This is a genomic window from Lysobacter claricitrinus (assembly GCF_045866565.1).
GTDB classification, from domain to species: domain Bacteria; phylum Pseudomonadota; class Gammaproteobacteria; order Xanthomonadales; family Xanthomonadaceae; genus Cognatilysobacter; species Cognatilysobacter claricitrinus.
This window is the reverse complement of the sequence record NZ_BAAFZV010000002.1, coordinates 831,026-849,084: the sequence shown is the minus strand read 5'-3', so window position 1 is coordinate 849,084 and position 18,059 is coordinate 831,026. Positions and strand designations below refer to the sequence as shown.

The following is an 18,059-nucleotide window of genomic DNA, read 5'->3' as shown; positions in this document are numbered from 1 at the left end:
GGACGCTAGGAATCGCTGCCCGGCGAGTCCCCGCGCGCATCCGCACGCAGCTGCCGCAACCGCGCGAGCTTCTCGCCCAGTTTGATCTCGAGGCCGCGGTCGACCGGCCGGTAATAGACGCGCTCGCCCATGGCATCCGGAAAACCCGTCTGGTCCAGCGCGATGCCGCCTTCGGCGTCATGGTCGTACTGGTAGCCCTTCGAATAACCGAGCGACTTCATCAGCTTGGTCGGCGCGTTGCGCAGATGCAGCGGGACATCCTGCGTTCCCAGGGTGCGAACGTCATTGCGCGCCTCGTTCCAGGCGACGTAGCCGGCGTTCGATTTCGCGGTCGTGGCGAGATAGATCACCACCTGCGCGAGTGCCAGTTCGCCTTCGGGGCTGCCGAGGCGGTCGAACGTTTCCCAAGCATCGATCGCCATTTCGAGCGCGCGCGGGTCGGCGAGTCCGATGTCCTCCACCGCCATGCGCGTGATGCGTCGTGCGAGGTAGTTCGGGTCGGCGCCGCCGTCGAGCATGCGCGCGAGCCAGTAGATCGCGGCGTCGGGGTTGGAGCTGCGCACCGATTTGTGCAGCGCCGAGATCTGGTCGTAGAACTGCTCGCCGCCCTTGTCGAAGCGGCGCGTGCGGTCGGCCAGCACCTGCGCGAGCGTGGTTTCGGTGATGCGGCCGCCCTCGCCCGTCGCGAGTTCGGCGGCGATTTCCAACAGCGTCAGCGCGCGACGGACGTCGCCGTCGGCCGCGGTCGCGATCTGGCGCAATAGTTCCTCGTCGACCTGCAGCCCGAGACCGCCGAGCCCGCGCTCCGCGTCGGAAAGCGCGCGGTGCAACGCCTCGACCAGGTCGTCGACCGCGACCGCTTCCATCACGTGCACGCGGCATCGCGACAGCAGCGCGGAGTTCAGTTCGAACGACGGGTTCTCGGTGGTCGCACCGACGAAGACGATCGTGCCGCGTTCGATCGCCGGAAGGAATGCGTCCTGCTGCGCCTTGTTGAAGCGGTGCACCTCGTCGACGAACAACACGGTGCGACGACCTTCGGCGAACCGGTCGGCGGCCTCGGCCAGCACCTGCCGCACTTCGGGAAGGCCGGACAGCACCGCGGAAATCGCGCGAAATTCAGCGTCGGCATAGTGCGCGAGCAACAGCGCGAGCGTTGTCTTTCCGCAGCCCGGCGGGCCCCACAGCACCATCGAGTGCACGCGCCCGGATTCGACGGCGCGTCGTAGCGCCGAGTTGGGCGCGAGCAGTCGCTTCTGGCCGACCATCTCGTCCAGCGTGCGCGGACGCATGCGCTCGGCGAGCGGACGCAGCGAATCGACGGCGGGGTCGTCGTCGCGAACGAAAAGTGAGGGACGTCGGGCCACGGCGTGCGATGCGGGGACGGGCCCCGCACCTTAGCAGCCGCGCGTCAGAGGCTCGCGATGCCGGTCGTTGTGGCCGACCACTCGCTGCCCGGGCCGAGTTCGTAATGCACGCGCACCCAGCGGTGCGCCACGCTGTCGTACAGCCCCTGCACCTGCGCGGGCGTCGAACCGTCCGGTCCGAAGTCGACCAGACCTTCGCCGTTGACGCGCACGAAGCGCCCGACGTTGGTCGCGTCGACCTTGCCCGAGGTCCACTTCACCGGCTGGCTCTGGAACTCGCCCTGCAGCGCCTTTGCGACCTGGCGATCGAGCGAGACCGCCAGCGGCGAGCCCGCCACGACAGCCTTGCCGTCGCCACCGCCGAGCTCGAGCTGCGGGTAGGTCACCTCGGTGCTCGCGGTGTCGTACATCGCGGCGAAGCGGAACGGAATCCACTCGCCCTGCCCGTCGATACGAAGGCGGCCGTCGCCGGTGACCTGGCGGTCCTGGATGCTCGCGGGGCGGACCTGCACCTTGCCGAGCTGCACGACCACGTCCGAGGTGTCGAACTGGCGCGTGATGCTACCGATCACCGATGCGGCCACGGCGTCGTCCACCTGCTCGCGTGCTTCGACGCGCGAAGCCGCGGCCGGTGCGACGGGACGGGCTGCCAGCGGAGCCCCCGGCGCGGCGTGGTGGCCGGCGACGAGGGAGGTGGTGGCGAGAGCGGCGAAGGTGCCGACCGAGAGGAGCGTGCTGCGAAGCGGCATTGCAGGGGCCTTGCGGGACGCGATGCGTCGTGTGAAGGCCACTCTCGGGATCGGCGCGTGGACGATCCGTGATATCGCCTGCGCAAAAACTCCAGTCTTTCCAAACGGTTAAGGCATGTTTCGACGTCTTCACCCGACGGTCGCAATCGCGGGATCGGCGGACACGAAAAAGGGGCGGTCGCCCGCCCCCTCAATCGATGCCCTGCTCTCGTGTCAGCCGCCGATGACGTCGACGCCCTTCGGCACGGCGAACCGGAACGTGGCCGCGGGAAGCGGCGCGTTGCGCTTGAGGTCGCTGAAGCTGATATCGGTGCGCTGACCCAGCTGGTCGACGACCTGCATCCGCGCCAATCCCGTCGGCCCGAAGCCCAGCCTGGCGCTGCGGAAGCCGGACGCCGCGGCGTCACCCTTGGGCGTGAGCGTCAGCCATTCCAGACCGTTCGCCGTGCCGGCCTCCTGCACCTTGAACTGCGCGTCGAGGCGCGACGGGTCGGTCAGCGCAGCGAGCGGGCTGGTGCGTTCCTCCGCGCCCTGCGGTCGCTTGGTCACTTGTTGCAGGTCGGGCTCGTAGATCCACACCGTCGTGCCGTCGGCAACGATCTGCTGCGGATACGGTTTGGCGTACTCCCAACGGAACTGCTTCGGCGCCGACAGCGACACGCGTCCGCTGCTCGACTCCTTGAGCTTGCCCTTCTGGTCGAAGACCTGCTGCGTGAAGCGTCCGTCGAGCGTCTTCAGGCCCTTGGTGAACGTGTTGAGCTGGTCGCGCGCGCCTGCGGAGGCGACCCCCGCGAAAAGCATCAGGCCGGCGGCGGCCAGGGTCGTCATGGAACGCATGGCGATCTCCAGAAAAAGGTCTGCCGCGAGTCTGTGCGGCGTTTCATGAACAGGGTGCGAGCGACGCCGTCGGCACGTCCCCGCCTTCAGCGCGACGTCAGTGCTTGGGCGGAGGTGGCGCCAGCACGCTGCGATCGCCGTTGTGCTCGGGCGGCGTCACCACGCCTGCCGCTTCCATCGCCTCGATCAGGCGCGCGGCGCGGTTGTAGCCGATCTTCAGGCGCCGCTGGACGCCCGAGATCGACGCGCGACGGCTCTCCGTCACGATGCGAACGGCCTCGTCGTACAGCGGGTCGGACTCGTCGCCGCCACCGCCGCTCGATTCGGGAAGCCCGGTCGCGCCGACGACGACGCCGTCTCCCATCGTCTGCACTTCGTCGAGCACGCCCTCGATGTAATCCGGCCCGCCTCCGATCTGCTTGAGATGCTCCACGACGCGATGCACTTCCTCGTCGCTCACGAACGCGCCGTGCACGCGTTCGGGCATCGACGTTCCGGGCGGCATGTACAGCATGTCGCCGTGGCCGAGCAGCGTCTCCGCGCCCGACTGGTCGAGGATCGTGCGGGAGTCGATCTTGGACGACACCTGGAACGCGATGCGCGTCGGGATGTTCGCTTTGATCAGGCCGGTGATGACGTCCACCGAAGGCCGCTGCGTCGCGAGGATCAGGTGCATGCCCGCGGCGCGCGACTTCTGCGCCAGGCGCGCGATGAGCTCTTCGACCTTCTTGCCGACGATCATCATCATGTCGGCGAATTCGTCGATGAAGATGACGATGTGCGGCAGCGGCTCGAGCTGGCGGGGCACCTCACCCGCTTCCGCATTCGGTCGGAACAGCGGGTCCATCAGCGGCTGCCCGGCGTTGATCGCGTCGGTCACCTTCTTGTTGAAACCGCCGAGGTTTCGAACGCCCACGGCCGACATCAGCTTGTAGCGGCGCTCCATCTCGGCCACGCACCAGCGCAGGCCGTTCGCCGCCTCCTTCATGTCGGTCACGACCGGCGCGAGAAGGTGCGGAATGCCCTGGTAGACGCTGAGTTCCAGCATCTTCGGGTCGATCATCAGCAGCCGCACGTCCTTCGCCGACGCCTTGTAGAGCAGCGACAGCACCATCGCGTTCACCGCGACGGACTTGCCCGAACCGGTCGTACCGGCCACCAGCAGGTGCGGCATGCGCGCGAGGTCGGCGACCGTGGGCCGGCCCGCGATGTCCTTGCCAAGCGCGAGCGTGAGCGGGCTGGTCGACTTGTCGTATTCCTTCGAACGAAGGAGTTCCGACAGGTAGATCATTTCCCGGTTGACGTTCGGGATCTCCAGGCCGATCACCGACTTGCCCGGAATGACGTCGACCACGCGCACAGACTTTACTGAAAGTCCACGCGCTATGTCCTTATCCAGACTGGAAATCTGGCTGACTTTGATGCCGGGCGCAGGTTCGATCTCGAAACGCGTGATGACGGGACCCGGATATGCACCCACTACGTGAGCATCGATCCGGAAGTCCTTGAGTTTGAACTCAATTTGGCGCGACAGCGTCTCCAGCGTGTCCGGGTCGTAGCCCTTCGGCTGCGGCTTCGGGTCGTCCAGCAACGCGAGCGGCGGAATGCCGGTGCCGTCGGGCACGTGGAACAGCGGGATCTGCTGCTCACGCTTCGCGCGTTCGCTCTTTTCAACGACCGGCGCCGGCGGCGGTTCGATCTTCACCGGCGCGCGCTTTTCGCGCTTCTCTGTCTCGACCTTGCGCACCTGCTCACGCTCCTCGCGGAGCACGCTGACCTCGCGGCGCTCGACCACTTCGCGGGCGCTACGGCGGAACACCTTCGAGACGAATGGGCCCGCGGCGAGCACCCAGCCGCCGAGGCGATCCATGACATGCAGCCAGGACAGCCCCGTCGCCAGCGTCACCGACGTCAGCAGCAGGGCCAACAGGAACAGGTTGCCGCCGAGCTGCCCGAAGCCACGCGCCAGTGAGCGGCCGACGAGGCGGCCGAGGATGCCGCCCGCGCGCGAAAGATCGGCGTCGACCGTGCCCAGACGCAGATGCAGCAGGCCGGTCATCGCGATCAGGAATGCGACCAGCCCGACCAGCCGCAATGCGGGGGTCAGGTCGCTCTTCTCGACCTCGCTGTCCTTCTGGAACATCGCGATCCAGACGATCGCGCCGAGGATCACCGGCAGCAGGTAGGCCGCGAAGCCGAGCAGATTGAAGATGATGTCGGCGATGATCGCGCCGATCGAACCGCCCACGTTGTGCAGCGGCGTCGTCACCGCGCCGGAGCTGGTCCAGCCCGGATCCTGCGGCGAGTACGTGAACAGCGTCGCGACCAGATACAGCAGCGCGGGCGCGATGAAGATCAGCGAGATATCGCGCGCCATGCGCTGGCGCCCCGGAGACATTCCGGGCCGCGGCGACGGGGGTGCGGCCGCGTTCGCGGCCTTCTTGCGGGTTGCAGCTGGCGCCTGCGCCACGTGAGATGCAGCCTTAGGTCGAGCGTCTTAGTCGTTGAATATACGTGAAAACCGGCGCTGCAAACCGCCAGCGCCGGTCCGACCGGCCGCCTTGGCGACCGGTCCCGCAGAGTCTGCGGACGCGCCGTCTCAGCGGATCAGAGCACCATGTCCTGCAACGCCGGGTGGACGATCTTGCCGCCCTCCACGTTGATGCCGCGGATCAGCGCCTGGTTGCCGCGCCAGTCGCCCGAGGCCAGCTTGTTCACCCACGGCAGGATCGCCGCGCAGATCGCCTGCGACGAGGTCTGGGGCACGGCGCCCGGCATGTTGGTCACGCAGAAGTGGGTCACGCCCTCTTCCACGTAGGTCGGCTCCTTCCAGGTGGTCGGACGCGAGGTCTCGAAGCAGCCGCCCTGGTCGATGGCGATGTCGACCACTACCGAGCCGTCCTCCATGCCCTTCAGCATCTCGCGCGTCATCACGTGCGGCGCCTTCGCGCCGGTGACCAGCACCGCACCGATCACGAGGTCCGCCGACGCGACTTCGCGCGCGACGACGTCGTGGTACGGATACAGCGCGGTGACGTTGTTGCCCAGGCGCATCATCTCGTCCATGCGGTCTTCGCGCATTTCGAAGACGGTGACGTTCGCGCCGCCCGACGCAGCGAGCGCGGCCGAAGCACCGCCGGCGCGACCGGCGCCGAACACGACGACCTTGCCACGCTCCGTCGCTGACAAACCGCCCAGCAGCTTGCCCTTGCCGCCCATGGGCTGGTGCAGCAGGTGCGTACCGACCTGCACGCCGATCTTGCCCGCGATCACCGACATGGGCGCCAGCAGCGGCAGATCGCCGTTCGGCATCTCGACGGTTTCGAACGCAACGCCGGTCAGGCCGATGTCGAGCAGCTGCTTCGTCAGCGCCGGCTCGGCAGCGAGGTGGAGGTAGCAGAACAGCAGGTGGTCCTTGCGCAGCAGTGCGAGGTCGCCAGCGATCGGCTCCTTCACCTTCACGATCAGCTCGCCCTTCTCGTACAGCGCGGCGGCGTCCGGAGCGATCTTCACGCCCAAGCGGGTGTACTCGTCGTCCTTGAAGCCGCTCTTCAGGCCCGCGCCCTGCTCCAGCCACACCTCGTGGCCGCGCTTGACGAGATCACCGGCCGCAGCCGGAACGAGCGCGACGCGCCCTTCGAGGGTCTTGGTTTCCTTGGGTACACCGATGCGCATTGCTGTCTCCGGAGCGCGCGTCGCGAATCGTCGCGCGCGGTCTGCAGGGGTGGGATGGCGCGGCGACGGAACGCTGTCTCCGCCCGTCGCGCCTTGTGCTGCCGTCATGCGACCGCCAAGCTATGGCGCTTCCGGCGTCCGTTCGCAGCCGCGGAATGATGCATTCGCAAGCGCATCGTTCCGCGTGCCGAAACGCACGCATCACATAACTCGCCATTATATCCATGACCCTTTCGAAGCACTCGCGGCTGATCATCCTCGGCTCCGGCCCTGCCGGCTGGAGCGCCGCGGTGTACGCGGCCCGCGCGAACCTGAAACCCGTGGTCATCACCGGCCTGCAGATGGGCGGCCAGCTGATGACGACCACCGAGGTGGACAACTGGCCGGGCGACGCGCACGGCCTCATGGGTCCGGACCTGATGGCGCGCATGCAGGCGCATGCCGAGCGCTTCAACACCGAAGTGATCTTCGACCACATCCACACCGCCGACCTGTCGCAGCGCCCGTTCCGCCTGCGCGGCGACAGCGGCGAGTACACCTGCGACGGGCTGATCATCGCGACCGGCGCAACCGCGAAGTACCTCGGCCTGCCGTCGGAAGACGCGTTCAAGGGCCGCGGCGTCTCCGCCTGCGCGACCTGCGATGGCTTCTTCTACAAGGACCAGGACGTCGCGATCGTCGGCGGCGGCAACACCGCGGTCGAGGAAGCGCTCTACCTCGCGAACATCGCGCGCAAGGTCTACCTGGTGCATCGCCGCGACACGCTGCGCGCCGAAAAGATCATGCAGGACAAGCTGTTCGCGAAGATCCAGGCCGGGAAGATCGAGCCGGTGTGGCACCACACGGTCGACGAAGTGCTCGGCAACGAAGCCGGCGTCACCGCGCTGCGCGTACGCTCGGTGCTTGATGAATCGACCCGCGAGATTCCCGTCCACGGCTTCTTCGTCGCGATCGGCCACACGCCGAACACCGCGCTGTTCGAAGGCCAGCTGGCGATGTCGAACGGCTACATCACCGTGCAGTCGGGCATCGAAGGCAATGCGACCGCCACGAACGTGCCCGGTGTTTTCGCCGCCGGCGACGTCGCGGACCAGCACTATCGCCAGGCGATCACCTCGGCCGGCTCCGGCTGCATGGCGGCACTCGATGCGGAGCGCTATCTCGACAAGGCCGGCTGACGCCGGCACGCGCGCGCTGCGATGACGCTGCGCACGCGATGGATCGAGCGGCTGGCGAATGTCGACGCCGCCGCGTGGGATTCGCTCGCTGGCGACGCGAATCCCTTCGTCCGCCATGCATTCTTGTCAGGCATGGAATCGACCGGTTGCGTGCAACCGCGCCTCGGATGGACGCCGCGTCATCTCACCGTCTGGCGCGGCGATGAACTCGTCGCCGCAGCGCCGTGCTACGCAAAGACCAACTCGCACGGCGAATTCGTGTTCGACCACGCATGGGCCCACGCGTACGCGCGCTACGGCCTCGACTACTTTCCCAAGCTGCTCTGTGCGGTGCCCTACTCGCCCGTGACCGGGCCGAGATTGCTTGCCGCTGACGACGCCGCGCAGCGCGTGCTCGTCACCGCGCTGCACGATGCCTGCGACGACGGCTTTTCGTCTGCGCACGTCAATTTCCACGCCGCGGCAGACGATCGGGCGTTCGACGACGGCTGGCTCGCGCGTGCCGACGTGCAATACCACTGGGAAAATACCGGCGACTGGTGTGACTTCGACGCGTTCCTTGCGGCGATGGACCACAAGCACCGCAAGAACATCCGACAGGAGCGCGCGAAGGTTGCGCGTGCCGGCATCGCGTTCCGCATCGTGCACGGCGACGAGGCCTGCGACGCCGACGTCGAAGCGATGCATCACTTCTACCTGCAGACGTTCGCGGAGTACGGCAATCGCCCAGCGATCACGCTCGGCTTCCTGCGGCATCTCGCGCGAACGATGCCGCGCTCGCTGGTCATCGTGCTCGCCGAGCGCAACGGTCAACCGATCGCCGGGGCGTTGTGCCTGCGCGGTGGCGACACGCTGTACGGTCGCTACTGGGGCGCGATCGAACAGCATCCTGGCCTGCATTTCGAAACCTGCTACTACCAGGGGCTCGACTACTGCCTGCGCGAAGGCCTACGCCGCTTCGAACCGGGGGCGCAGGGCGAGCACAAGTTGTCGCGCGGTTTCCTGCCGACGCTGGTGCGCAGTCGTCACTGGATCGGCGAGCCCGCGTTCCGCGAAGCACTCTCGGGCTGGTGCGCGGAGGAGCGCGACGCGGTGACCGCGTATGCGCGACGTCTGCGCCAGAGCAGTCCGTTCCGAGAGACGGCCACATGAGCCCGTTGCGACTGCCGTGGCTCGACGACGCGCCCGAAGCGCCGTTTCCCGATCCGTCGACCGCCCTGCAGGAACCCGACGGCCTGCTGGCGATGGGTGGCGACCTTCACCCGCGGCGCCTTCTCGCGGCGTATCGCGCCGGCATTTTTCCGTGGTTCTCCGACGGCGAGCCGCCGCTATGGTGGTCGCCCGACCCGCGCACCGTGTTCCGGACGGGCAGTGTCGCCACGTCCCGCCGTTTCCGTCGCGGCCTGCGCAGCTGCGAGTGGACGCTCCGTGCCGACACCGCTTTCGAGTCGGTCATCGACCGTTGCGCCGGCATACCGCGCCACGGCCAGCGCGGCACCTGGATCACCGCGACCATGCGCGACGCCTACGTCGACCTGCACCGCCTCGGCCACGCCCACTCGGTCGAGGCCTGGGACGGCGACGTGCTGGTCGGCGGGATCTACGGGGTCGCGATCGGCCGGATGTTCTTCGGGGAGAGCATGTTCAGTCAGCGGACCGGCGGCTCGAAGGTCGCGATCGCTGGCCTCGCCCATCGCCTCGTCGAGTGGGGCTGGCCGCTGATCGACGCACAGGTCGAGAACCCGCACCTGCTGTCGCTGGGCGCAGAGCGATGGCCGCGGACGGAGTTCCTCGACGCCATCGGCCGGCTAGTCGATTTGCCCGGTCCGGAAGGCTCGTGGACCGCAGCTTTCGGCGACCTGCCCGCCCGCCAGCTGGCCCGGCCCTGCGCCTGAAGCGGCCGCGTTTTGCGCCGGTTCCGCCCCGCGTGGCACAATCCACGGCTTCATACGCCCGCTCCAGTGAACTACCAAGGACCCCATGGCAAAAGACGACGTGATCGAATTCGAAGGCACCGTGTCGGAAACGCTTCCGAACACGATGTTCCGCGTTCGCCTCGAAAACGGCCACGAGATCATTGCCCACATCTCCGGTCGCATGCGGAAGAACTACATCCGCATCCTCACCGGCGACCGGGTCAAGGTCGAAATGACGCCGTACGACCTCACCAAGGGCCGCATCACGTACCGCATGAAGTAATCGCGGCGGTGCGACCCAAAAGAAAGGCGGCCCGAAGGCCGCCTTTTTCGTTTCCGCTGTTCCGGGTGTCCGTCAGTGCTCGACGGTCGCCGGCAACAGCTTCTCCGGTTCCGCCGTCGCTTCGACGACCAGCTTGTCGTCGCGCACGTCGATCGACACGCGACCACCCGCGACCAGCTTGCCGAACAGCAACTCGTCCGCCAGCGGACGCTTGATGTTCTCCTGGATGATGCGGGCCATCGGGCGCGCACCCATCTGCGGGTCGAAGCCGTGCTTGGCGAGCCAATCGCGGGCTTCCGGCGTCGCGCTGAGCGTGACGTTCTTCTCGTGCAGCTGCGCTTCGAGCTCGATGAGGAACTTGTCGACCACGCGCAGGATGTGATCCATCCCCAGCGCCTGGAACTGCACGATCGCATCGAGGCGGTTGCGGAACTCCGGCGAGAAGCTGCGACGGATCACCTCCATCGCATCCGACGCATGGTCCTGCTTGGTGAAACCGATCGAACGACGCGATGCCTGCGAAGCACCGGCATTCGTCGTCATCACCAGGATCACGTTGCGGAAATTCGCTTCGCGACCGTTGGTGTCGGTCAGCATGCCGCGGTCCATGACCTGCAGCAGGATGTTGAAGATGTCCGGATGCGCCTTCTCGATCTCGTCGAGCAGCAGCACGCAGTGCGGCGTCTTGACGATCTTCTCGGTCAGCAGGCCGCCCTGGTCGAAACCGACGTAGCCCGGAGGCGCGCCGATCAGACGGCTCACCGAATGCGCCTCCATGTATTCCGACATATCGAAGCGCACCAGCTCGATGCCGAGCTGCATCGCGAGCTGCTTGGTCACTTCGGTCTTGCCGACGCCGGTCGGGCCGGCGAACAGGAAGTTGCCGATCGGCTTGTCGGGATTCGCCAGCCCCGAACGCGCGAGCTTGATCGCGGACGTCAGCGAATCGATCGCCGGGTCCTGACCGAAGATCACCATCTTCAGGTTGCGCTCCAGGTTGCGCAGCACGTCCTTGTCGGTCGCGGTGACCTGCTTGGCCGGGATGCGCGCCATCTTGGCGACGATGGTCTCGACCTCTTCGACGTCGATCACCAGCTTGCGCTGGTCCTCCGGCAGAAGGCGCTGGCGCGCGCCCGCCTCGTCGATGACGTCGATGGCCTTGTCGGGCAGCAGGCGATCGCCGATGTGCTTGACCGACAGGTCGACCGCCGCCTGGATCGCGTCGTCGGCATAGCTCACGCCGTGGTGCGCCTCGTACTTCGGGCGCAGGCCACGCAGGATTTCCACGGCTTCGCTCACCGTCGGCTCGACGATGTCGATCTTCTGGAAGCGACGTGCAAGCGCGCGGTCCTTCTCGAAGATGCCGCGGTATTCCTGGAACGTGGTGGAGCCGATGCAGCGCAGCTCACCCGACGACAGCGCCGGCTTGATCAGGTTCGACGCGTCCATCGTGCCGCCCGATGCGGAACCCGCGCCGATGATGGTGTGGATCTCGTCGATGAAGAGCACGGCGCCCGGAATCTTGCGCAGCTGCTGCAGCACGGACTTCAGGCGCTTTTCGAAGTCGCCGCGGTACTTGGTGCCCGCGACGAGCGCACCGAGGTCGAGCGCGTAGATGGTGGCGTCGCTCAGCACCTCGGGGACGTCGTCATCGACGATGCGCTTGGCGAGCCCTTCGGCGATCGCGGTCTTGCCCACGCCGGCCTCGCCCACGTAGAGCGGGTTGTTCTTGCGGCGGCGGCAGAGCACCTGGATCGTGCGCTCGACTTCGTCGGCGCGACCGACGAGCGGATCGATCTTGCCCTCTCGCGCGAGCTGGTTGAGGTTCGTCGCGAACTCGGTGAGCGCGTCACCCTTGCCCTCGCCGTCCCCACCTTCCTGCCCGCCCTGGCCTTCCTCGCGACCGGACTCTTCCCCGCCCTGCTTGCTGATGCCGTGCGACAGGTAGTTGACGACGTCGAGCCGCGCGATGTCCTGCTGATTGAGGAAGTAGACCGCGTGCGAATCCTTTTCGCCGAAGATGGCGACCAGGACGTTCGCGCCCGTGACTTCCTTCTTTCCGGACGATTGCACGTGGTAGACCGCGCGCTGCAGGACGCGCTGGAAACCCAGCGTGGGCTGCGTGTCGCGATCGCTGTCGTCGGGCAGCACCGCGACCGACGTGGCGATGGCCTCGTCGAGCTCGCGGCGCAGGCGCGGCGTGTCCGCTTCGCAGGCGCGCAGGACGCCTTCCGCGGACGGGTTGTCGAGCAGTGCCAGAAGCAGGTGCTCGACGGTCATGAATTCGTGTCGAGCCTCGCGGGCGCGCTTGTAGCACTGCCCGATGCTGTACTCGAGATCCTTGCTGAACATGTGGAAGCCTCCGAAGCGTCTGCGTTACCAGATGGGGGCCGGTAGCGCGGTTTAAACCGCTTTTAGGCCTTTTCCATCGTGCACAACAAGGGATGCTGATTGATTCTTGCGTATTCGTTCACCTGCGACACTTTCGATTCGGCAATTTCGCGCGTGAAAACGCCGCAAACGCCGCGGCCGCGGGTGTGCACGTGAAGCATGACCTGCGTTGCATTTTCGATATTCATCGAAAAAAAACGGGTCAGGACGTCGACGACGAAATCCATCGGCGTGTAATCGTCGTTCAGCAAAAGCACCGAATACATCGGTGGCGGCGCGACTTCCGGCCGGCTGGTCTCGACCGCGAGGCCTTGCTGACCGTGGTGTTCCTGTTCGTGCGGGGTGTGCTTCGGCATCGCACCAGTATAAATCGCGCGACATGGACGGCCGCTGCGCAGCCCCGGCAGAATGCCGCTTTGGATTCATGGGAACGATCATGCTGCGCAGCTCCGATCGCACCGTTCCGACGGTGACACTGTGCATCCCGCACGTCTCGCGTGGTGCGACGTTCGTCGCACGGGCAAGGTTCGCGTGACGGCCGATCCGCGTTTCTGGCAGCCCGATGTGACGGTCGCGACCGTGGTCGTCGACGGCGGGCGCGTCCTCGTGGTCGAGGAGCAGGTCGCTGGCCGGCTCGTGCTCAACCAGCCGGCGGGCCATCTGGAGCCCGACGAGCCCATCCTGGATGCCGCGATCCGTGAAACCCGCGAGGAAACCGGCTGGGATGTCCGCCCCGTCGCGTTTGTCGGCGCCTACCAGTGGAAAGCGCCGTCGGTGAGCCTCGCGGGTGCGGAGCGCACCTACGTGCGGTTCGCGTTCCTAGCCGAGCCGCTGCATTTCGACCCCTCGCGAACGCTCGACGACGGCATCGTCCGCGCCGTCTGGATGACGCCTGCCGAACTGCAGGCCGAAGCGGCGCGTCATCGCAGCCCGCTGGTCTGGCGCGTGGTGGCCGACGCCCTCGCCGGCCGGCGTTATCCGCTCGAGCTCGTTACCGCGGTGGCGTGATGGCGAACGCGCGCACGATCGTCGGCATGTCGGGCGGCGTCGATTCGTCGGTCGCCGCGCTGCGCCTGCGCGATGCGGGTGAGCCGATCGCGGGCCTTTTCATGTCGAACTGGGCCGATGACGGCAGTGGCGACTGCCGCGCCGAAGACGATCGCCGCGACGCCGTGGCCGTGTGCGGACGCCTCGGCCTGCCGATCCATTTCCGCGACTTCTCCGGCGAATACTGGTCCGGCGTGTTCGAGCATTTCATCGCGGAGTACGCGGCCGGGCGCACGCCCAATCCCGACGTCCTCTGCAATCGCGAGATCAAGTTCAAGCACTTCCTCGACGCCGCGCACGACCTTGGCGCCGAGCGGATCGCCACGGGGCACTACGCCCGCGTCGATCAACGCGACGGCCGCTGGCGGCTGCTGCGCGCGCTCGATCGGAGCAAGGACCAGAGTTACTTCCTGCACCAGCTCGGCCAGCCACAGCTCGCGGCCACGCTGTTCCCGTTGGGCGAACTGCCGAAATCCGATGTCCGGCGCATGGCCGCCGACGCCGGCCTTCCGACCGCCGCGAAAAAGGATTCGACCGGAATCTGCTTCATCGGCGAACGCGACTTCCGCGAATTCCTCGGCCGCTACCTGCCGGCGCGCGAGGGCGAGATCCGCACGCCCGAGGGGCAGTCGATCGGTCGCCATCCCGGCGTCTTCTATTTCACGCTCGGCCAGCGCGAAGGCCTGGCCATCGGCGGCGTTCGCGGCCGCGACCAGGCGCCGTGGTACGTGGTCGGCAAAGACGTGTCGACCAACGTGCTCTACGTCGACCAGGGCATCGACAACCGGTGGCTGATGTCGACGCAGCTCACTACCGAATCCGTGCACTGGATTTCCGGCGCGCCGCCTGCCGCGGAATTCGAATGCACGGCGCAGACACGTTATCGCCAGAATGACGAACTGTGCCGGGTCGTCGTCGGTGACGATGGCCGGCTGGCCGTGACGTTCGAGCGGCCGCAGCGCGCGGTGACGCCCGGCCAGTCGCTGGTGCTGTACGACGGCGACGAATGTCTCGGCGGCGCCGTGATCGACGCCACCGACGCGCCGCTTGATGCTTCCCGCAGGGCCGCCGCATGACCCGCGCCACCTCCGACATCGCAGCGTCCCTGGCATCGGTCGAACCGATCTACGACCGCGTCGTCGCGCTGGCCGGGCTGCTGCAGGCGCTCGCTCAGGTGCGACGCATCGCCGATACCGGCGAGTCGAACGAGGACATCCTCGCGACGTGCATCGGCTCGTTGTTCCGCTTCGATGCGCGCACCACGGCGGACGTCTACGGCGGGCTGGAAAACGTTCGTCCCGGCCTGCTTCTTCTGCGTGACTATCTGTCCGGCGCGCAGCACGACGAAGCGCTACCGCGCCTGGCGATGCCGGTGATGCAGCTGGAGCGCCGGTTCGTACGCGACGACGCGATGACCGAACGCGTGCGTCGCGGCCTCGAGGTGCTGGCGCCGCGTACGGAAACCGCCGGGCTCACGCATCCTGATGTGATCGCGCCGATCGGCCAGCTGTATTCGCAGACGCTCAGCACGTTGCGGCCGCGGGTTCTCGTGCAGGGCAATCCGCATTACCTCGGCCAGCCGCGGGTGGTGGCGGAAGTTCGCGCCGTGTTGCTCGCCGCGGTGCGCTCGGCGGTGTTGTGGCGCCAACGTGGCGGCAGCCTGTGGGATTTCGCCTTCCAACGGCGCGCAATGGCCGCTGCCGTGGACGCGCACCTGGGCTGAGCCTGCCCGTACGAGCCCGGATGCGGCATAATTAGCCGGTTTTCCCGCCTCGATTCGTTCCGGCCGGCCTCCACGCCGCCGATGCAGACCGTTGCGTTCCCTGCCGCCTCCACGGAGCCCTCATGGCCGACTCCTTCGCCACCCGCGCGCAGCTTGCCGTCAACGGCAAGTCCTACACCTACTTCAGCCTTCCGACGCTGGGCCAGCGCTTCAACCTCGCGCACCTGCCCTACTCGATGAAGATCCTGCTGGAGAACCTGCTCCGGCACGAGGACGGCATCACCGTCCTGCCCGAGCACATCGAAGCCGTCGCGACGTGGGACCCGAAGGCCGAATCGGACACCGAGATCGCCTTCATGCCGGCGCGCGTCGTGCTGCAGGACTTCACCGGCGTGCCCTGCGTGGTCGACCTCGCGGCGATGCGCGACGCAGTGACGAAGCTCGGTGGCTCGCCGAAGCAGATCAATCCGCTGATCCCGTCCGAGCTGGTCATCGACCACTCGGTGCAGGTCGACGTCTACGGACGTGCGGATGCGGCCGACATCAACGGCAAGATCGAGTTCGAGCGCAACATGGAGCGCTACAGCTTCCTGCGCTGGGGCCAGAAGGCGTTCGACAACTTCAAGGTCGTGCCGCCGAACACCGGCATTGTCCACCAGGTGAACCTCGAGAACCTTGCGCGCGTGGTGGTCGAGCGTGACGTCGGCGGCGAGCTTCAGGCGTTCCCGGACACCGTCTTCGGCACCGACTCGCACACCACGATGATCAACGGCATCGGCGTGCTCGGCTGGGGCGTCGGCGGCATCGAGGCCGAAGCCGCGATGCTCGGCCAGCCGTCGTCGATGCTCATCCCGCAGGTCGTGGGCTTCAAGCTCAAGGGCGCGATGCCGGAAGGCGCGACCGCCACCGACCTCGTGCTCACCGTCACCCAGATGCTTCGCGCGCTGGGCGTGGTCGGCAAGTTCGTCGAGTTCTTCGGCGAAGGCCTTCAGCACCTGCCGCTCGCCGATCGCGCGACGATCGCCAACATGGCGCCCGAATACGGCGCCACCTGCGGCATCTTCCCGATCGACGCCGAGGCGCTGACGTACCTGCGCCTGTCCGGCCGCAGCGAGGAGCAGATCGCGCTGGTCGAGTCCTACGCGAAGGCGCAGGGCCTGTGGCACGAGGTCGGCACGCCGGAAGCGTCGTACTCGGCAGTGCTCGAACTCGACCTCGGCGACGTCAAGCCGTCGCTCGCCGGCCCGAAGCGTCCGCAGGACCGCGTGCTTCTCGAGAAGGTCAAGGAGAACTACCAGGCCAACCTCGGCGGCCTCACCGCCAACCGCGAGGCCAAGAAGTCCGAGCTCAAGCGTTTCGACGCTGAAGGCGGCGACCAGCCGCAGGCCGAACACCTCGCGGCGAAGCCGAAGTCGAAGATCCGCATGAAGGATCAGGACGTCGAACTCAGCGACGGCGCGGTCGTCATCGCCGCGATCACGTCGTGCACCAACACGTCCAACCCCGCCGTCATGCTGGGCGCCGGCCTGCTCGCGCGCAACGCGAACCGCCTCGGCCTCAAGAGCAAGCCGTGGGTGAAGACGTCGCTCGGACCGGGCTCGCTGGTGGTCACGGACTACCTGCGCAAGGCCGGCGTGCTCGGCGACCTGGAGCAGCTCGGTTTCGACGTGGTCGGCTACGGCTGCACAACGTGCATCGGCAACTCCGGCCCGCTGCCGGACGAAGTCTCGCGCGGCATCGCCGAGAACGACCTCGTCGTCACCTCCGTGCTGTCGGGCAACCGCAACTTCGAGGGCCGCGTCCACCCCGAAGTGAAGATGAACTACCTCGCGTCGCCGCCGCTGGTGGTCGCGTATGCGCTCGCGGGCACGGTCGACATCGACCTGACCAACGATCCGCTCGGCCGCACGCCGGACGGCAAGGACGTCTACCTGCGCGACATCTGGCCGAGCAACAAGGAAATCGGCGACACCATCGCCGCGACCGTCGGCCCGGAACTGTTCAAGCAGAACTATGCCGACGTGTTCAAGGGCGATTCGCGCTGGAACGAGATCGCGTCGCCGCAGGGCGAGTCGTTCGAGTGGAGCGGTGCGTCGACCTATATCAAGAACCCGCCCTACTTCGACGGCATGTCGATGGACGTGGGTTCGATCGACGACCTGCACGGCGCCCGCATCCTGGGCCTGTTCGGTGATTCGATCACCACCGACCACATCTCGCCGGCCGGCAACATCAAGAAGGATTCGCCCGCGGGCCGTTACCTGGTGGAGCGCGGCGTGCAGCCGGCCGACTTCAACAGCTACGGCAGCCGTCGCGGCAACGACGACGTCATGGTGCGCGGCACGTTCGCCAACATCCGCATCAAGAACCTGATGCTGGGCGGCGAAGAAGGCGGCAACACGCTGTACTACTCGAAGAACGAGCCGGAAAAGCTCGCCATCTACGACGCCGCGATGAAGTACAAGGCCGCCGGCGTTCCGCTGGTGGTGTTCGCCGGCAAGGAATACGGCACCGGTTCGTCGCGCGACTGGGCAGCGAAGGGCACGAACCTGCTTGGCATCAAGGCGGTCGTCGCCGAGAGCTTCGAGCGCATCCACCGCTCGAACCTGGTGGGCATGGGCGTGCTGCCGCTGCAGTTCATGGCCGGTGAGAACGCGCGCGTGCTCGGCCTCGACGGCTCGGAAACGGTCGACATCGAAGGCCTGAACGACGGCGCGAGCAAGACCGCGACCGTGGTCGCGCGTCGTGCCGACGGCTTCGAGAAGCGCTTCGAAGTCCGCGTTCTGCTGCTGACGCCGAAGGAAGTCGAGTACTTCCGCCACGGCGGCATCCTGCATTACGTGCTTCGCCAGCTGGCGTCGAAGAAGGCGGCGTAAGTCGCGGTGTGGCGCTG

The 18,059-nt window shown here is 67.0% G+C and carries 15 protein-coding genes; 8 read left to right on the top strand and 7 right to left on the bottom strand.

Going from position 1 to position 18,059, the window contains the following annotated elements; genetic code table 11:
- Positions 1 to 5: 5 nt before the first annotated feature.
- From ACKTTN_RS08770 to ACKTTN_RS08750, 5 genes are all read right to left on the bottom strand, one after another.
- Entirely contained in the window at positions 6 to 1,292 is a 1,287-nt protein-coding gene (locus tag ACKTTN_RS08770) for a replication-associated recombination protein A (protein WP_407910054.1), read from the bottom strand.
- 119 nt (positions 1,293 to 1,411) lie between these two features.
- Positions 1,412 to 2,116, bottom strand: coding sequence for a hypothetical protein (locus ACKTTN_RS08765; protein WP_407909468.1), 705 nt, complete (start codon positions 2,114 to 2,116; stop codon positions 1,412 to 1,414).
- Positions 2,117 to 2,329: 213 nt separating this feature from the next.
- Positions 2,330 to 2,953 (bottom strand): outer membrane lipoprotein chaperone LolA, encoded by a 624-nt coding sequence (lolA, locus tag ACKTTN_RS08760; protein ID WP_407909467.1) that lies wholly within the window; start codon positions 2,951 to 2,953, stop codon positions 2,330 to 2,332.
- A gap of 97 nt (positions 2,954 to 3,050) precedes the next feature.
- The gene (locus tag ACKTTN_RS08755; protein WP_407909466.1) at positions 3,051 to 5,351 is read right to left on the bottom strand and encodes a DNA translocase FtsK; all 2,301 of its coding nucleotides are present in this window, start codon (positions 5,349 to 5,351) and stop codon (positions 3,051 to 3,053) included.
- Positions 5,352 to 5,560: 209 nt separating this feature from the next.
- Positions 5,561 to 6,628 (bottom strand): alanine dehydrogenase, encoded by a 1,068-nt coding sequence (locus ACKTTN_RS08750; RefSeq protein WP_407909465.1) that lies wholly within the window; start codon positions 6,626 to 6,628, stop codon positions 5,561 to 5,563.
- Between the two features lie 224 nt (positions 6,629 to 6,852).
- Here ACKTTN_RS08750 and trxB point away from each other — a divergent pair, with 224 nt between their 5' ends.
- The 4 genes from trxB (at position 6,853) to infA (ending at position 10,005) form a co-directional block, all read left to right on the top strand.
- The gene (gene trxB, locus ACKTTN_RS08745; protein WP_407909464.1) at positions 6,853 to 7,806 is read left to right on the top strand and encodes a thioredoxin-disulfide reductase; all 954 of its coding nucleotides are present in this window, start codon (positions 6,853 to 6,855) and stop codon (positions 7,804 to 7,806) included.
- A 21-nt stretch (positions 7,807 to 7,827) separates the two neighbouring features.
- Positions 7,828 to 8,958, top strand: coding sequence for a GNAT family N-acetyltransferase (locus ACKTTN_RS08740; RefSeq protein WP_407909463.1), 1,131 nt, complete (start codon positions 7,828 to 7,830; stop codon positions 8,956 to 8,958).
- Positions 8,955 to 9,701, top strand: a complete 747-nt coding sequence (gene aat / locus ACKTTN_RS08735) for a leucyl/phenylalanyl-tRNA--protein transferase (RefSeq protein ID WP_407909462.1) — start codon at positions 8,955 to 8,957, stop codon at positions 9,699 to 9,701. The genes ACKTTN_RS08740 and aat overlap by 4 nt, the downstream gene beginning before the upstream one ends.
- Before the next feature lie 85 nt (positions 9,702 to 9,786).
- Entirely contained in the window at positions 9,787 to 10,005 is a 219-nt protein-coding gene (infA, locus tag ACKTTN_RS08730) for a translation initiation factor IF-1 (RefSeq protein ID WP_027083105.1), read from the top strand.
- A 72-nt stretch (positions 10,006 to 10,077) separates the two neighbouring features.
- Here the strand turns inward: infA and clpA are convergent, their stop codons facing one another.
- Both clpA and clpS read right to left on the bottom strand, forming a co-directional pair.
- Positions 10,078 to 12,357: an ATP-dependent Clp protease ATP-binding subunit ClpA gene (gene clpA, locus ACKTTN_RS08725; protein ID WP_407909461.1), complete on the bottom strand. Its 2,280-nt coding sequence runs from the start codon at positions 12,355 to 12,357 to the stop codon at positions 10,078 to 10,080.
- 62 nt (positions 12,358 to 12,419) lie between these two features.
- Positions 12,420 to 12,752, bottom strand: coding sequence for an ATP-dependent Clp protease adapter ClpS (gene clpS, locus ACKTTN_RS08720; RefSeq protein WP_407909460.1), 333 nt, complete (start codon positions 12,750 to 12,752; stop codon positions 12,420 to 12,422).
- 175 nt (positions 12,753 to 12,927) lie between these two features.
- Between clpS and ACKTTN_RS08715 the strand changes: the two genes are divergently transcribed.
- From ACKTTN_RS08715 to acnA, 4 genes are all read left to right on the top strand, one after another.
- Complete coding sequence (locus ACKTTN_RS08715) at positions 12,928 to 13,404, top strand: NUDIX hydrolase (RefSeq protein WP_407910053.1); 477 nt, start codon at positions 12,928 to 12,930, stop codon at positions 13,402 to 13,404.
- Positions 13,404 to 14,519, top strand: a complete 1,116-nt coding sequence (gene mnmA, locus ACKTTN_RS08710) for a tRNA 2-thiouridine(34) synthase MnmA (protein ID WP_407909459.1) — start codon at positions 13,404 to 13,406, stop codon at positions 14,517 to 14,519. The genes ACKTTN_RS08715 and mnmA overlap by 1 nt, the downstream gene beginning before the upstream one ends.
- Positions 14,516 to 15,166: a high frequency lysogenization protein HflD gene (gene hflD, locus ACKTTN_RS08705; RefSeq protein ID WP_407909458.1), complete on the top strand. Its 651-nt coding sequence runs from the start codon at positions 14,516 to 14,518 to the stop codon at positions 15,164 to 15,166. Before mnmA ends, hflD begins: the two co-directional genes overlap by 4 nt.
- Before the next feature lie 122 nt (positions 15,167 to 15,288).
- Positions 15,289 to 18,042: an aconitate hydratase AcnA gene (gene acnA, locus ACKTTN_RS08700; RefSeq protein WP_407909457.1), complete on the top strand. Its 2,754-nt coding sequence runs from the start codon at positions 15,289 to 15,291 to the stop codon at positions 18,040 to 18,042.
- The last annotated feature ends 17 nt before the right edge of the window (positions 18,043 to 18,059 follow it).

Excerpts from the sequence above, each read along its gene's own strand:
- ACKTTN_RS08770 (WP_407910054.1), bottom strand. The coding sequence starts at position 1,292 with ATGCGTCCGCGCACGCTGGACGAGATGGTCGGCCAGAAGCGACTGCTC.
- ACKTTN_RS08765 (WP_407909468.1), bottom strand. The coding sequence starts at position 2,116 with ATGCCGCTTCGCAGCACGCTCCTCTCGGTCGGCACCTTCGCCGCTCTC.
- lolA (WP_407909467.1), bottom strand. The coding sequence starts at position 2,953 with ATGCGTTCCATGACGACCCTGGCCGCCGCCGGCCTGATGCTTTTCGCG.
- ACKTTN_RS08755 (WP_407909466.1), bottom strand. The coding sequence starts at position 5,351 with ATGTCTCCGGGGCGCCAGCGCATGGCGCGCGATATCTCGCTGATCTTC.
- ACKTTN_RS08750 (WP_407909465.1), bottom strand. The coding sequence starts at position 6,628 with ATGCGCATCGGTGTACCCAAGGAAACCAAGACCCTCGAAGGGCGCGTC.
- trxB (WP_407909464.1), top strand. The coding sequence starts at position 6,853 with ATGACCCTTTCGAAGCACTCGCGGCTGATCATCCTCGGCTCCGGCCCT.
- ACKTTN_RS08740 (WP_407909463.1), top strand. The coding sequence starts at position 7,828 with ATGACGCTGCGCACGCGATGGATCGAGCGGCTGGCGAATGTCGACGCC.
- aat (WP_407909462.1), top strand. The coding sequence starts at position 8,955 with ATGAGCCCGTTGCGACTGCCGTGGCTCGACGACGCGCCCGAAGCGCCG.
- infA (WP_027083105.1), top strand. The coding sequence starts at position 9,787 with ATGGCAAAAGACGACGTGATCGAATTCGAAGGCACCGTGTCGGAAACG.
- clpA (WP_407909461.1), bottom strand. The coding sequence starts at position 12,357 with ATGTTCAGCAAGGATCTCGAGTACAGCATCGGGCAGTGCTACAAGCGC.
- clpS (WP_407909460.1), bottom strand. The coding sequence starts at position 12,752 with ATGCCGAAGCACACCCCGCACGAACAGGAACACCACGGTCAGCAAGGC.
- mnmA (WP_407909459.1), top strand. The coding sequence starts at position 13,404 with ATGGCGAACGCGCGCACGATCGTCGGCATGTCGGGCGGCGTCGATTCG.
- hflD (WP_407909458.1), top strand. The coding sequence starts at position 14,516 with ATGACCCGCGCCACCTCCGACATCGCAGCGTCCCTGGCATCGGTCGAA.
- acnA (WP_407909457.1), top strand. The coding sequence starts at position 15,289 with ATGGCCGACTCCTTCGCCACCCGCGCGCAGCTTGCCGTCAACGGCAAG.